General features: G+C 45.9%; 13 protein-coding genes and 3 pseudogenes. 3 read left to right on the forward strand and 13 right to left on the reverse strand.

Going from position 1 to position 13,133, the window contains the following annotated elements:
- Positions 1-9: 9 nt before the first annotated feature.
- The 3 genes and pseudogenes from EZMO1_RS27175 to EZMO1_RS03625 form a co-directional block, all read right to left on the reverse strand.
- Positions 10-177, reverse strand: coding sequence for a rubredoxin (locus tag EZMO1_RS27175; RefSeq protein WP_201772258.1), 168 nt, complete (start codon positions 175-177; stop codon positions 10-12).
- 135 nt (positions 178-312) lie between these two features.
- Complete coding sequence (locus EZMO1_RS27180) at positions 313-483, reverse strand: hypothetical protein (protein WP_201772259.1); 171 nt, start codon at positions 481-483, stop codon at positions 313-315.
- Positions 484-734: 251 nt separating this feature from the next.
- Positions 735-2,134, reverse strand: a pseudogene (locus EZMO1_RS03625) (IS1380 family transposase).
- Between the two features lie 188 nt (positions 2,135-2,322).
- On the opposite strand from EZMO1_RS03625, the gene EZMO1_RS03630 reads away from it, so the two are divergent.
- Positions 2,323-3,747: a hypothetical protein gene (locus EZMO1_RS03630; protein ID WP_061509258.1), complete on the forward strand. Its 1,425-nt coding sequence runs from the start codon at positions 2,323-2,325 to the stop codon at positions 3,745-3,747.
- Between the two features lie 373 nt (positions 3,748-4,120).
- Here the strand turns inward: EZMO1_RS03630 and catB are convergent, their stop codons facing one another.
- The 4 genes from catB to EZMO1_RS03645 all read right to left on the reverse strand — a co-directional run bounded on the left by catB (position 4,121) and on the right by EZMO1_RS03645 (position 6,533).
- Entirely contained in the window at positions 4,121-4,753 is a 633-nt protein-coding gene (gene catB, locus EZMO1_RS03635; protein WP_034879741.1) for a type B chloramphenicol O-acetyltransferase, read from the reverse strand.
- 108 nt (positions 4,754-4,861) lie between these two features.
- Positions 4,862-5,182: a hypothetical protein gene (locus EZMO1_RS27185; protein WP_201772260.1), complete on the reverse strand. Its 321-nt coding sequence runs from the start codon at positions 5,180-5,182 to the stop codon at positions 4,862-4,864.
- Complete coding sequence (locus EZMO1_RS03640) at positions 5,179-5,919, reverse strand: hypothetical protein (RefSeq protein ID WP_201772261.1); 741 nt, start codon at positions 5,917-5,919, stop codon at positions 5,179-5,181. The genes EZMO1_RS27185 and EZMO1_RS03640 overlap by 4 nt, the downstream gene beginning before the upstream one ends.
- A complete protein-coding gene (locus EZMO1_RS03645; protein WP_051790751.1) occupies positions 5,919-6,533 on the reverse strand; it encodes a hypothetical protein in 615 nt (204 codons plus the stop codon). Before EZMO1_RS03645 ends, EZMO1_RS03640 begins: the two co-directional genes overlap by 1 nt.
- A gap of 137 nt (positions 6,534-6,670) precedes the next feature.
- On the opposite strand from EZMO1_RS03645, the pseudogene istA reads away from it, so the two are divergent.
- Positions 6,671-7,847 (forward strand): annotated as a pseudogene (gene istA / locus EZMO1_RS25270) (IS21 family transposase).
- Complete coding sequence (gene istB / locus EZMO1_RS03660) at positions 7,847-8,608, forward strand: IS21-like element helper ATPase IstB (protein WP_034873160.1); 762 nt, start codon at positions 7,847-7,849, stop codon at positions 8,606-8,608. The pseudogene istA and the gene istB overlap by 1 nt, the downstream one beginning before the upstream one ends.
- Before the next feature lie 89 nt (positions 8,609-8,697).
- On the opposite strand, the gene EZMO1_RS03665 is transcribed toward istB, so the two are convergent.
- The 6 genes and pseudogenes from EZMO1_RS03665 to EZMO1_RS03690 all read right to left on the reverse strand — a co-directional run bounded on the left by EZMO1_RS03665 (position 8,698) and on the right by EZMO1_RS03690 (position 12,997).
- A complete protein-coding gene (locus EZMO1_RS03665; protein WP_222842187.1) occupies positions 8,698-9,366 on the reverse strand; it encodes a hypothetical protein in 669 nt (222 codons plus the stop codon).
- A 167-nt stretch (positions 9,367-9,533) separates the two neighbouring features.
- Positions 9,534-10,067 carry a GNAT family N-acetyltransferase gene (locus tag EZMO1_RS03670; RefSeq protein WP_034879742.1) on the reverse strand — a complete coding sequence of 178 codons (534 nt, stop codon included), beginning with the start codon at positions 10,065-10,067 and terminating at the stop codon, positions 9,534-9,536.
- Positions 10,064-10,333, reverse strand: coding sequence for a type II toxin-antitoxin system TacA family antitoxin (locus EZMO1_RS03675; protein WP_034879744.1), 270 nt, complete (start codon positions 10,331-10,333; stop codon positions 10,064-10,066). Before EZMO1_RS03675 ends, EZMO1_RS03670 begins: the two co-directional genes overlap by 4 nt.
- A 150-nt stretch (positions 10,334-10,483) precedes the next feature.
- A complete protein-coding gene (locus tag EZMO1_RS03680) occupies positions 10,484-11,062 on the reverse strand; it encodes a TetR/AcrR family transcriptional regulator (protein ID WP_034879746.1) in 579 nt (192 codons plus the stop codon).
- Positions 11,055-11,531, reverse strand: coding sequence for a hypothetical protein (locus EZMO1_RS03685; protein ID WP_034879748.1), 477 nt, complete (start codon positions 11,529-11,531; stop codon positions 11,055-11,057). Before EZMO1_RS03685 ends, EZMO1_RS03680 begins: the two co-directional genes overlap by 8 nt.
- A 122-nt stretch (positions 11,532-11,653) precedes the next feature.
- A pseudogene (locus EZMO1_RS03690) lies at positions 11,654-12,997 on the reverse strand (IS110 family RNA-guided transposase).
- Positions 12,998-13,133 lie beyond the last annotated feature (136 nt).

A 13,133-nucleotide genomic window follows, 5' to 3' on the forward strand; every position in this document is an offset into this window, starting at 1 on the left:
ACAGTTTAATCAGGCTGCTTTGGCCTTCTCGGTTAATTTGAAAACGCTTTTGCCCAGACCGCACTCAGGGCAAAGAAAGTCTTCAGGAAGGTCGGCCCAACGTGTTCCGGGTTCTATATTTTGTCCGGGCTCTCCGGAAGTGGGGTCATAAGTCCACTGACAAACCGAGCACACCATGGATTCCCCAAACGATTGCGGAGCTGTTGGAGTGCTTTTGGACTGCGTTCTTGCTGGCAGGTTCCGTGTTGCCCAGAGCTGTGCAACCTGATTGCCATACCGGCGACATTCCGACAGTGCTTGCCCGTCGGGTTTTCATTGGCTTTTTAAGCTTTCTGTGGCAGTAAAACCGGCATCTTTCAGGCGGCTATGAATACGATCAACCGCACCACCATTCCAGCCATAACTGCCGAATGCGCCGGCTTGCTTGTTTTTAAATCGTAAGCCGGTGATTTCTTCCAGCAACCCTGCAATTTTGGGCATCATGACATTATTCATGGTCGAAGAGCCCACTAGCCCGGATATTTCATAAACAAGCAGCAACTACCATCCCATCCTCTTAATTTTGGACTTTTCCGCAAGCCTGTTGCTCTGTTAACCATGTGAAAGACATTGCAGCCCATACTTGCTTACAGATTAGACGCTAATCAACGAATCCTGCTATTTCAGGATAACGGAAAGCCCCAAGGCTCTTTCATCTGGTTGCTATGTACCTTGATTGAGTCTTATGAAAGTTGCTACCCCGGTCGAAGTATCGGCATCTGGTAAAAGACTTCTGTCACATGCTGCAAAAGCCTCTTGAATGGGCAGCTACGCGGCAGATGAAGTTTAATTCGGTCTTTATATTCAACCACTTTGACTGCAACTTTACAGAGCTTCATGATCACCGTTGATGGCTGCGCTTTTTCCAGCTCCGTACCTTTCAAAGTCTTGGTTCTTAACTCATAGTGCAAAACATAAGCGGCACAGGCATAAAACATTCTCAAATGGTTAGCCAAAAAGCCCTGATCGGACAATCTGTCGCCGGACAGATCACTTTTCAGATGTTTGATGAAGTTCTCATCCTGTCCTCTTGGACAGTAAAGCTCTTCATAAATTACCTCTGGAGAAGCTTCCTTCATCGACGTCACAATGAAACGAGGGTTGTCGCCTTTTTGGTTGACCTCCGCCTTGTAAATTATCCGGGTATCGAGACCTTTCCAGCTCTTGGCCTGGTATTCTGCTTCCCAGTAAAGTCTGAGCCGATCAGGTTCTGGCATGTTGTTCAGTCTTGCCAGCTCAGTCTTGACCTTCAGAGCTTGACGCGCTTCATCCAACAACTCTTTGGCTTTTGGCCGCAAAGCCGTTTTGTGGCCTGCACCTTTGCCCAGGACATAATCCGAATGAGGGGCATTCTGAACCACCCACATTAACTCTGGTTGAGCGAAGTGGCTGTCTCCACGAACCAGTAGATGGGTTTTCGGCCACTTTTTCCGAAGCAGCCGAATGACCCGTTCGAGAATGGCTGCATTTTCCTTGCCCGTTGGGGTTTTCCCCGACGAAGAATCGCCGTAATCAGCTTGCCGCTGAGTCCCTCAAAAATCATCAGGGGCAAGTAGCAGTAGTCCTGATATTTGGCATTAAACAGGTTCATCTGCTGGCCACCATGAGTAATGGCCGGTGTATGATCAAGATCGATAACGATCACCGGAGGTGGCAGCTTGTAACTGCTGATAAAGTGATGCACAAATGCTTCAGCCATCCTGTAAATGTCGGAGCGGGTCATAGATTGTCCCAGCCGGGTAAAAGTGGGCGCTGATGCGAGATGGTTATCGCTGTCCAACGGATTGCGACCAGTGGCAGTTTGAACATAGGGTCTTTACGCCAAACGGTTACTGTCGTTGGCATCTTCATAGCCGCAGGCCTTTTGCAGAACCCGCTGAACCAGAAGTTCTTTCAGGGAGTGGTCGATATAGGATTGATGGCGTCTGTCATTGATGGCATCAGTCATTTTGCAGATAAGACCGCTCTGCAGAATGGTTTCCCGTAGCAGCAGAGTGCCAAAGTCAGAAGATAACTCCCCACCATTGAAGTCTGCCCGGATGGTTTTTCCATTTGAGGGATGAAAACGAAGCTGTTCTTGTGTAGATTTGGGCATGGCAAGTTCCGGTTTGCTTCTTCCGAAGCTTTCTTTTGGGTGAAAGTCTCATACTGACCATTTTTTCTGGGCTTGCCGTCCGTGGTTTATACAGCAGCTACAAATTTTCTCTGGACTTACATAGGAACGGCCAAACACCGCTATGATCGTTACTGTAAAAGATACCGCAACAGTGAAAGGCCGCCCCGATGCAAGTATGTCAGCCACTAGCTGAAGCCGCCAATTTTTCTTGTCATGCTATCCAACAGCTTGAGCAAAAACTGGCCGTTCTTCGTCAGGAACACAGCCCAATCAAGCACTTTGAAGACTATGAAGGTGAGATCCATAAACTCTTTATCGAAGCAGAGCAAAGCGTTCTGGCAGAAGACCTGACCGGGCTTGATATTGACGTTCCTGCGATTGAGGTAAGCGGTGTCTGTTACCATCGGGTGTTGCGATCTTCAGAAACTTATCAATCCGCTGTCGGCCCTGTCCGGGTTTTGCGTACGCTCTATCGTAACGGTAAGGATCACTCTATCATCCCTTTGGAGCTACAGGCAGGTATTGTAGAGGGGTATTGGACACCAAAAGCAGCTAAACAAGCTGTCTGGATGGTTGCGCAAATGCCTCCCGGAGAGGCTAAAAGCCTACTTGATCTGATAGGGAACATGACGCCCTCGGAAAGCTCTCTGGCCAGACTACCCAAAAAGTTCAATGCGCAGTGGGAACCCAATAGGGAAGCCTTTGAAGACTTTCTCTGGGAAAGCGTCAAGGTTCCTGAAGAAGCTGTGACTGCGGCCGCTTCTCTTGATGGCGTCATGTTGCCGATGAAAGATGGTAAACGTCAGGAAAAGCGGGAACAGAATAGAGTCGATGGCAAGCGAACCCGTGGCCCTGCTGGCTGTCAGGAGGCCAGTTGTGGAACATTGTCGTTTTACGATGCACAGGGTGAACGCCTCTCAACGGTCAGGATGAGTCGAATGCCTGAAAGCAAGAAAGTGACTTTGAAACAATCACTCTCCGCACTCCTGAGCGAAGCTCTTCGACAGAGGCCAGATCTGACGCTTGTTAAAGTCGCTGATGGGGCAAAAGACAACTGGACCTACCTTGCCAATGAACTCCCTGAAGGTCACGAGGTTGTAGACTTCTATCATGCCGCAGAGCACCTGAAGAAAGCGTTTGACCTGTCCTATGGTGAAAACAGCAACAAATCCAGAGAAAAGTTCATCACCTATCGCCACATCCTCAAAGAGGAGCCCGAAGGTGTTGAAAAAGTCATCAAAGCTCTGGCTTACCAGCATAAACGACACCCTCGTCGATCGAAGTTGAAAACAGAGCTGGAGTACTTCAGAAGTAATCGAACCCGCATGAACTATGCTGAACACTTGTCGCACAACTTGCCAATAGGCTCAGGGGTTATTGAGGCTACTTGTAAAAACCTTGGTAACGCAGCGAATGAAGTGTTCTGGAATGAGGTGGCGGCATCCCGGAGGCCAAGGTATTTTGACAGCAAGGTCATTAATTCAGAGTGGCATGTTCGACAATGGCTGGAAGTTACTGGCGGTGACCTACTGCGCCAAGGTCACGGAAGTGGGTATGGACAATGTCATCCCATTCCCCATGCAGAAAGGTGACTTGGAATTATAGTACCAGTCAATATGAGACTTTCACCCTTTCTTTTGGTCGACCCAATTATATCAAGTGATTGGGCGGAACTTGCCTCCTTTTATGAAATATTCGGGCTAGTCTTGTGTCTACTTGAAAAGCTACATTTTTCATAGATTGTATCCTTATAGCCTACTTATGATTTTTTCATAGACTGCAAGCTCTGGAAAGCAGAGGTGTTGGTTTTGTTTGATAAATTTCTCATTCGGTTATATTACGATCATAATTTACCGTTTGATAACTGAGGGGCTGACTAATTCCGTATAACGGCTGTTTCAGCCGCGCCGCCGATGGCGGTGTCGGGTGGAGGGGCGAAGCCCCGGATCGAAATGGAACTATCTGTTATGTGCGGACTTGATTTTTCCAGAATGAATATAATGATGAAATATCAGACGAACATAGAAATGGCATTGCTTCCCTTATTTGTTCATCACTCCAATCCCACCATTTCATCTCTAGTAGCATTTCGATTTCAGTAGTTTCAAATCTAAACTTAATATGCTTTGCAGGGTTAGCCCCAACGACTGAATATGGCTCAACATTTTTTGTGACTACAGAGCGACTAGCGATGATTGCTCCGTGACCAACTGTTACGCCACTCATAATCATTGCTTCAGAGCCAATCCATACATCGCTTCCGATTACCGTATCGCCTGCTTTTTTAAAACCATCAACAGCACCTGAAAAAATTGGATTATCTTGATAAAAGAATGGAAATGTACTTGCCCAATCACTTCTATGGCCTTGATTTCCTGCCATCATAAATATGGCTCCAGACCCAATAGAGCAATAATCACCGATAATTAATTTATCTACATCATCTCTATCATCTAATAAATACCGGGCACATTCATCAAAAGAATGACCATGATAATAACCGGAGTAGTAACTGTGTTTTCCAACAATAATATTGGAATTTGTAACCTGTTCCCTTAACTGCTTTCCGATGAAAGGGCTTTCAAAATAATTTTTCATACTAAAACTTCTTAATTTGGTATGAGCACATAACGCCTAGCTCAGGGGCGCCGCCGACGGCGGCGTCGGGTGGAGGTGCAAAGCCCCGGAGCGAACTGAAACCATTTGTTATGCGGATTTTGCAGAGGAGCTAAAATCAAGCCGATCTATTGACCAATAATCTAAAAGGCATCCGATGAAGCTTTTTAGTTCAGAGCTACTATCACTGTAGGAGTTAAACACTCTAGACATTGCTGATACTTCTAAATCTTTTGCAACAGAAAAAAGTGTTCTACTTACATCACTTTTAGAAAAATATTCACCAAGAATCTTTGTTGGTAGAGACGCAAACTCATGATTAACTTTTGATTTTATTTGCGCTGATATAGATGATCCGTCAGTTGCAAACTGATCAACTAAACCAAGAGATAAAGAAAGTGCTTTATTCATTCCCTCTTTACCTCTTTACCTCTTGACCCATAAGTAAAACCTTCAGATAAACGTTCAATTCTTTCTTGTTGATCTAAGAATGAAAGTTCCTTCAATATAAAATCAATTCCAATAGCGACTAATGAAAGAGAAAAGTAGAAACACCTTAGAGCAGTTTCCATTCGGCTTGGTTTTGTTAATACTTGTTCTGCAAAAAATTTAGAAATGTTAAGCCATTGATTGCAAGTATCAAATGACAAACCATTAGATAATAGAGATTTACAGGCTAGAATTTTCCCCTTCCAATCACCATCTAATTTACCAAGATCATAGCTTTGGACTAGCTCGATAAACTCTTCATCAGACAAACGCCTTTCAAAGTGTGATTCACTCTTTGAAAGTTTAGAAAGGAATAAACCATCAAGGACTAATACATCGAGTTTATTGCCAAAATCTTTAACCTCAGGCTTCCGTTCGGTTGTAGCAACAATGGCATTATCAGCATTTATTGCTTCCGACAAGCCTTTTGTCCAGAATATTCTTTCAATTGCTTGTGGTGTTTTTTTATTTTTAACATCAACAATCGAAATATTCCTTGCTACAGAAGATGTCCTGCTGTAAAGCCACAAATCAATGTCAGTGACATCAAACCCCTCATACTGAAAAGGGACTCCTCTCATGACATAGTAGCCAGCCTGAAGGAAGTAGCTTCTCAGAAGCTCTTCCATTTCATGCCCTTTGCTTAACTTTTTTGTCATCAAAATACCCCACCTGTTCTGAGTGAGTTAATCATATCGTTTGTTTCATTTGGGCTACGCTGGATCTGCTGCCTCCGAGCATTTTCCCTATTAACTTCTGGTCCCTGATACTTAGTAATTGTTGCTCCAGGCAACGAGGGCAAAGATTGCTCACTGACATCACCTTGGCGAATTGCTTGTAGTGCTAGCTCACAGATCTCTTTCTTGAGCAATTTCATCATAGGACCACTTCGACCATTCTTTGACCCCATTCTTACTGATACTACACCTTTAAGCTCAAGAATTTTATAATCTTGACCAATCGCTCTTACGGGACCAACTTCCCTTCCGTCAATAAGTGCGCCTAGCAGCCGGTCAATCATGCTGATTTGACCTCTTTCATAGGCACTTTTTGTCATTCCGTATGTTAAAGATGCAACAAATGCTTTAGCGAGATCAAATGCATCTTCAACCATTGAGGAGGAGCTGAATTTTGAAAACGCAGAAGGGAGAGTCAGATAGCCAACTTCTTCTGTGGAGTTGCTGACTACATTGATATCAAAAAAGCCGATAGAGCTAACCTTTCTAAATAAAGATTCTCCTAGAATTTTTTTTTGCAATATCAACTGGAACACATGCTTCTCTTCGCAAGCGTTCTGTTAGTGTTACCTCCGCCAATAAATGACCCCAAATCACCGGTTTGAAATGACCTCTCGATTTACCACTTCATGGCCGAATCCCATAGTGTTATCAGCACTCAGGAAAAGGAGCCATGATCAACCGAGAGGACTACCTTATGATAAAGCAAGCCAGAGACAAAGGCTGCTATCTTGAGGACATTGCCTGCCAGAGAGGTTGCTCTGTCAGTACCGTCAAGAGAGCCCTGCAAAGGCAAGGGCCACCACCCAGACGCAAATCCGGTGTTCGCCAGAGTAAGCTTGATGATTTCAAATCCGTCATTGACGCGTTACTGGCTGAGAATGTCTGGAATGCCGAGGTCATATTTGCCGAAATCAAAGGGCAGGGATATGCCGGTGGCATCACCATTTTACGGGACTATATCCACCCTAAACGCACCCTGCGTGAAAGCAAGGCGACCACCCGTTATGAAACGGCTCCCGGTCACCAGTTGCAGCACGACTGGGAGAACTGCAGATCGAAGTTGGAGGTGAGCTTCGCAAAGTTTATGTCTCCGTTAATGTTCTGGGCTACTCACGCCGCTTCTATGCCTTTGCTGCTTACAGCAATGATGCGGAACACACTTATGAAAGCCTGATCCGGGCGTTCGAGTGGTTCGGGGGTTCAAGTGCGCAGGTACTGGTTGATAACCAGAAGGCTGCAGTTCTGGAGCATCCTGGTAACGGACAGGTGAAGTTTAATGAAGGTTTTCTGTTGTTGTCTCGACACTACGAGTTTCAGCCTAAAGCCTGCAAACCCTACAGAGCACAGACCAAGGGAAAAACCGAGCGTATGGTGCGCTACGTAAAAGAAAACTTCTTCCAGCGCTATCGCAGCTTTGAAAGCCTTGAGCACTTGAACCAGCAACTGGGAGACTGGCTGACCAACGTAGCAGATGAACGCCATCATGACACTCTGAAAGAAAAAGTGGCTGACCGCTTTGCTAAAGAACAGCCGCACCTTCAAAAGCTACCGGATATTCGTTATGACACCAGCTACCGGGAAACACGACGTGTGCCGGTTGATGGTTACATTAATTTTAAGACGAATCGCTACAGTGTTCCCAGTACTTTGGTTGGTCAGCAAGTCAGTATCCGCATGGGACTTGACCGGCAGCTACGGGTTTATGGCCGGACGATACCCTCGTTGCCAGCCATCTGCTGGTTGACGCAAAGAACCGCTGGGTACTCGACGCCACCCACCACCGTGCCCTGTATGACGAGATCAAGGTTGAAACCCGTGACCTCAGCCATTATGAGGAGGTGGTGTGATGGAACAGTTAACGACACTGGTCAATCGCCTTAAGCTTGACCACCTGGCTGACAACCTTGATACCCTGTGTGAGCAAGCCAGCAAGAAAGACCTGAATTACCGGGAGTTCCTGGTAGAAGTGCTTTCTACTGAGTGGGCTGGCCGTCACCAGAAAGGGCTTGAGAGTCGTCTAAAGCAAGCCCGGTTACCATGGCTAAAAACATTAGAGCAGTTTGACTACAGCTTTCAGCCGACCGTTGACCGAAAAGTGGTTCGGGAACTCTCCGGTCTTGGTTTTGTTGATCGTGCTGAAAATGTCGTATTACTCGGACCGCCAGGTGTTGGTAAAACACATCTGGCAATAGCTCTGGCTGTTAAGGCAGCAGAAGCCGGACATCGGGTTATGTTCATGAGCCTCGACAAGCTGATGACTACGCTGAAAAAAGCGTTGCAGGAGAACCGGCTTGAAAGACAGATGCAGCAACTGATGTACCCAAAGCTGCTGGTACTGGATGAAATTGGCTACCTTCCTATGGATCAGGATGAAGCCAGCCTTTTCTTCCGACTCGTGACTCGCCGTTACGAAAAGGCAAGTATCATCCTGACCTCGAATAAGAGCTTTGTCGACTGGGGCGAGATCTTTGGCGATCAAGCCATAGCCACTGCGATCTTGGATCGGCTACTGCATCATGCGACAACTCTCAATATCAAAGGTGAGAGTTACCGCCTGAAAGAGAAGCGCAAAGCTGGATTACTGAAAGGCACTTCTGCCAAGAAATAAACCTGAAAACACAGTGAACTTAACCGTTGAAAGCGGGTCAAAAGTATTGCTGAAAACGGGTCATCTCAAACCGGTGGAAGAAGGTCATATTAAAGCGGAGTTAACATTAGCTCCCCAAGGAGAGTTTGCTCTTGGGCAGAAAGGCTATCTAGTACTGCTTTTATTTTTCTGGAAGATTCTCTTCTAAACAGGTTCCCATTAAAAAATAGTTTTTCTGATTTTCCCAATACCTCTGTATCGACAAACCCAATCTGTTCGGCATCATGTAAAACGTATTTAACTTGCTCTCCTGATAGCCTGAATGTATCAGATATCTCTTCCCCCAAGGTTTTATCCGATACTGGAGTTAATGATGCTTTTTCAGCTATCTCAATTACTGATTTCTCAGTATTTTCTGGATCAAGAGAATCAAAAATATCTGATGTATGGCTAAGAGCAGATGTTGTTGTTACACCCAATACTCCTACACCGTGCTCAGTGTTATCAATCAGTTCCCTGCCTTCCAAAACCTCAAGTAGCTTTGGCAGCTCAAATGTCTGGTTGATGTTTGCAGCTCTAGCCAAAGTGTTTAATTTTTCGACTGGAACGACAACTTCATTTGTCCCAGAAATGGCTGAAAGAAGAATGCCTGCTTTTCCTGCAAGATAGGTCTTCTCATAACTTCCCTGACTCGTTACATTCTGCAACTTATGCGTGTGATGAATAAGCCATGAACCCTGAACTTTCTTTTCCATAACAAAATCTGAGCATGATTTCAAACAAAGTAGCGATTATACGACGTTTTGCAGGCTTTTTGTAGTTGCTTGGCAGGGTAATGAGATCGTTGGTGAATACGCATAACGCCTGGTTCAGCCGACGCCGAAGGCGGTCGGGTGGAGTGGCTCAGCCCCGGAACGAACTGGAACCATTGTACATTTGCGATTGGCTACGAACCAAAAAGCTGGGCTACTGTTTTCATGGGTAGAAACATGCGAACTCTACCATTATGTTCACACAGTACTTCGAACCCATATTTTGCATAAAACTTCTCTGCGGCGTCTGTTAGGCAGTCAACAATAATGGCGTATGCACGCATATGGGAGTTTATTTCCCATAGGTACTTTAAGGCATTTATGAGACAGATTTTCCCCAGCCCCTCACCATGAAATTCTCGATGAACTGCAAGCTGTGCAATCAAAAAAACAGGGATAGGATATCGTGGCAGTTTCTTTGCTAAAGCTTTAGGTAAAGTATCTCGACAGATGGAGCTTGGCGCGATGCTGTAAAATGCACAGATTGGTATTTTTTGATTTGGTAAAGGGTTTGATGCAGGCAGAATCATTGTGCGACTGATACCTGCCTGCATATGTTTTGCGGCTTGAGTCTGGATGAACAAATTAAGTTCAGTTTCACCACAATCAAATGATGCTCTATCGTGGATACCTTTATCGAGTTCCACAAACTCCTTTGACCAGCTCATTTGACGCCTTTCTCCTCGGTAAATGCTAAGGCATCCAGCAAAGCCTTATTTGGAGCCTTTGCCTTTTCGCAGGCTTCTGTAAAGCAATCAAAGACATCGTTTTCTACTGTAATGCTCTCATATTCAGAAATGACCTGTGTAGAGTCCTCATCCATGAGCCTAACAACATATTCGGTCAAACTCTTCAGTCCCAGTAAGGCTGAAGCCTTTTCTGCTTTAGCCTTGATTTCCTCATCAAGTCTCAGGTCTAAGCGTGCAGTAGCCATTTTTTACCCTCCATTTGTACGGATATCTTCCGTATAGGTAGAGTTTAGACCTGAGAGTTCCTATAAGCAAGTTGTACGGATAAATGACGGATTGTTTGAGTGAATGTAACGCTTGTTTTGAAGCACCTGCCTGTTAACAGAATGCCGGAATCAAATCAGACCCGGCAGAATAAAATCAACAAGACGGTTGCGAATCTCTTCTTCGGTATAACCTTCCAGACTCCAGTGTCTCAGCGCCCAGACATTACAGAAGAAATAAATCATATTGGCAGCCAGTATAGTATCCGCTTTTCGGAATACGCCTTCTTCAATGCCATCGATAATGATCTGTTCCCAGAGAGATATAAAATCCCGTTCGACATTGAAGATCCGGTCACGGTTTTCTGTATTCAGAGCCCGGGTTTCACGGTAAACCAGATTAATATATTTGCGGTTTTTAGTGACATAGCGGACATAGGCGTCAATAGCACTCTTCATCTTTTGTTCGGCGGGCTCCTGTCGTTGAAGAGCGTCCTTGAAGTAGGCAAAAATTTCCTCCATGCACACCTGGGTGATCATAAACAGAATGTCTTCCTTGGTGCGAATGTATTTATACATGGTAGGAATGGTGATATCTGCAGCTTTGGCAATTTCCCTCATGGTGGCAGAACCAAAACCTTTTCTGGAAATCACCTCGCAGGCACCTTTAAATATCTGCTGTCGCCTTTTATCAGCGATGGTTTCAGGCATGGTGCTGAGGAAAGAGCTGGCCGGTTTGCTTTCTATCGTTGCCGGTTTCGTTTCCTCTGAGGAAGTAGAGGCTTTTTCGGCAAATGGCAAAGGTATGAGTGAAATCAGCGATCAGGTTATCCGGGGAATGTCGTTCTTCATTCTGTAGCCGATACAGGCTGGTCTTCCAAGCGGACAGGTCATGGCGCTGGTAAAGAGGTTCTGACACCGCCAGAAACCGGGAACCCTTGCCAGTAGTAAAGAAACGCTGAGAGCTGTCACTGATCGTCGCTTCCATTGTCTTATGGCAAGCTCTGGAAGCACCGTTCTGAACACAGGCATCGGCAATCGCCGTCAGCATCCAACGTGGAGCCTCAGCACTGTCATAGCTCAGTTGGGTCGATAAATCGCTCCAGGCAACTACCTGGTTAGCGTCGCCTTTTTCCAGCCTGATTTCTAACAGTTGCTGAATGTCTATCCCGTTACTCATTGCCTGACCAGATTCCCTTACGCTGAATTCATGTAAACGCACTCTACCAAGAGCGCGGCTGTTATTGCCAGTTATTAACTTCTGAGTAACTCCCCATGAGCTCGCCGGTTGCTAAAACAACCCTAACCGACGGCGGTTTCAACCGGCGTTAATGTGAAGCCCATATCTTTAGCCTTCTGCTTCAGGGTTTTTAAAACTCTTTCTCTGTAACGCTGCTCAAAATATTCCTGACCTTCATCTACATACTGACTCCCATGTTTGAGCATACTGTAAACCAGCCTTGCCAGCTTATGTGCTGTTGCCGTAATCGCCTTTGGAGCACCAAGCTTGCTTCGCATTCTACGGTAATAGGCACCCAGGGCGCTTTTTGAGTTGGCCAGTGCATAAGCCGCCAACCTGAATGCTGTTGCGGCTGCGCCTGGCAAACGCTTGGTTTTCCGGTTCAGAACTTTACCACCGGATATTTTGGTTCCGGGACAGAGCCCTAACCAGGAGGCAAAATGTTTAGCGGAAGGCCATCGACTCATATCCAGACCGATTTCTGAAACAATCTTCAGAGCCGTATTTTCGTCGATGCCGTCGATATCAGTCAGATCGACACCGCTCACCCGGTTGAGCTCTGAACGCACATCAAAGTCTGGAGCGCAACGGGACTTCCGTTTTTTTGAAGGCTTATCTGGCGTAGAAGGCTTTTGAGAGTCTTTATCATCTTTGCTGTCAAATGTGTTGAGCTTCTGTTCCAGAGCTTTGTCACAAGCCCTGATTTTTTCATCATAAGTATCGTAAAGTTCAACAGCTTGCCGCAGAGCAAATACATGCTCATCCCGGTAATGCCCCTTCAGGGATTTGGCGATTTCTTCCTCGGATTTTTTTGCAGTGCTTGTCACGATATCTGGCCAGCTCCACAGGATTCCGCTGCCCATTCAGTATGGCGCGGATAATAGTCATACCGGTTTTTCCGGTAATATCAGTCACCACATTATCCAGTAACAGATTCATCTGTCGAAGTGCCTTTTGCATATGCTGGATGTGGGAAGCACGGTAGCCAACAAGAGTGTCACGTTGTCGTCTATAAGATCGTAAAGAGCAAACCTGCTCATCAGGGCGGAACGCGCCATTGAGCAACCCGTAAGTATGTAACTGCAAAAGCCATTGGCAGTCCAGAACATCAGACTTACGTCCGGCAACATTCTTTACATGTCGTGCATTGACCAGCTTTACATCAAGTCCCGGGATTCCAGTATTTCAAACGCAGGTATCCAGTAAATTCCGGTTGACTCCATCACAACGGTGGTAATGCCAAGCTTTACGAGCCAGTCAGCCATAGCTTCAAGGTCTGCGGTAAAACAGCCAAACGAACGCACCGGTTGTTCATCTAACTCTTCTGGCACTGCAACAAAGTGTGACTCTGACCCGATATCAATACCGGCGGCAAAGAGATTGATTTTCTCCAGATGTCCAGCAATACGCTTTTTGACTCTGTCAGAATGGGAACGGTTGGATTTGCTGCGGCGAGACATGGTTTACCCTCTATACTTCCGTGCGAATGCATATCCGGATATGGGGCTGTCGATGATTCGCATTCTTCCGAACGAGATCGCA

The sequence above is a fragment of the Endozoicomonas montiporae CL-33 genome (genome assembly GCF_001583435.1).
In the GTDB taxonomy this organism is placed as follows: Bacteria; Pseudomonadota; Gammaproteobacteria; order Pseudomonadales; family Endozoicomonadaceae; genus Endozoicomonas_A; species Endozoicomonas_A montiporae.

Coding starts and splice junctions, on each gene's coding strand:
- EZMO1_RS27175 (WP_201772258.1), bottom strand. CDS start 177: ATGGTGTGCTCGGTTTGTCAGTGGACTTATGACCCCACTTCCGGAGAG.
- EZMO1_RS27180 (WP_201772259.1), bottom strand. CDS start 483: ATGATGCCCAAAATTGCAGGGTTGCTGGAAGAAATCACCGGCTTACGA.
- EZMO1_RS03630 (WP_061509258.1), top strand. CDS start 2,323: ATGCAAGTATGTCAGCCACTAGCTGAAGCCGCCAATTTTTCTTGTCAT.
- catB (WP_034879741.1), bottom strand. CDS start 4,753: ATGAAAAATTATTTTGAAAGCCCTTTCATCGGAAAGCAGTTAAGGGAA.
- EZMO1_RS27185 (WP_201772260.1), bottom strand. CDS start 5,182: ATGAATAAAGCACTTTCTTTATCTCTTGGTTTAGTTGATCAGTTTGCA.
- EZMO1_RS03640 (WP_201772261.1), bottom strand. CDS start 5,919: ATGACAAAAAAGTTAAGCAAAGGGCATGAAATGGAAGAGCTTCTGAGA.
- istB (WP_034873160.1), top strand. CDS start 7,847: ATGGAACAGTTAACGACACTGGTCAATCGCCTTAAGCTTGACCACCTG.
- EZMO1_RS03670 (WP_034879742.1), bottom strand. CDS start 10,067: ATGAGCTGGTCAAAGGAGTTTGTGGAACTCGATAAAGGTATCCACGAT.
- EZMO1_RS03675 (WP_034879744.1), bottom strand. CDS start 10,333: ATGGCTACTGCACGCTTAGACCTGAGACTTGATGAGGAAATCAAGGCT.
- EZMO1_RS03680 (WP_034879746.1), bottom strand. CDS start 11,062: ATGCCTGAAACCATCGCTGATAAAAGGCGACAGCAGATATTTAAAGGT.
- EZMO1_RS03685 (WP_034879748.1), bottom strand. CDS start 11,531: ATGAGTAACGGGATAGACATTCAGCAACTGTTAGAAATCAGGCTGGAA.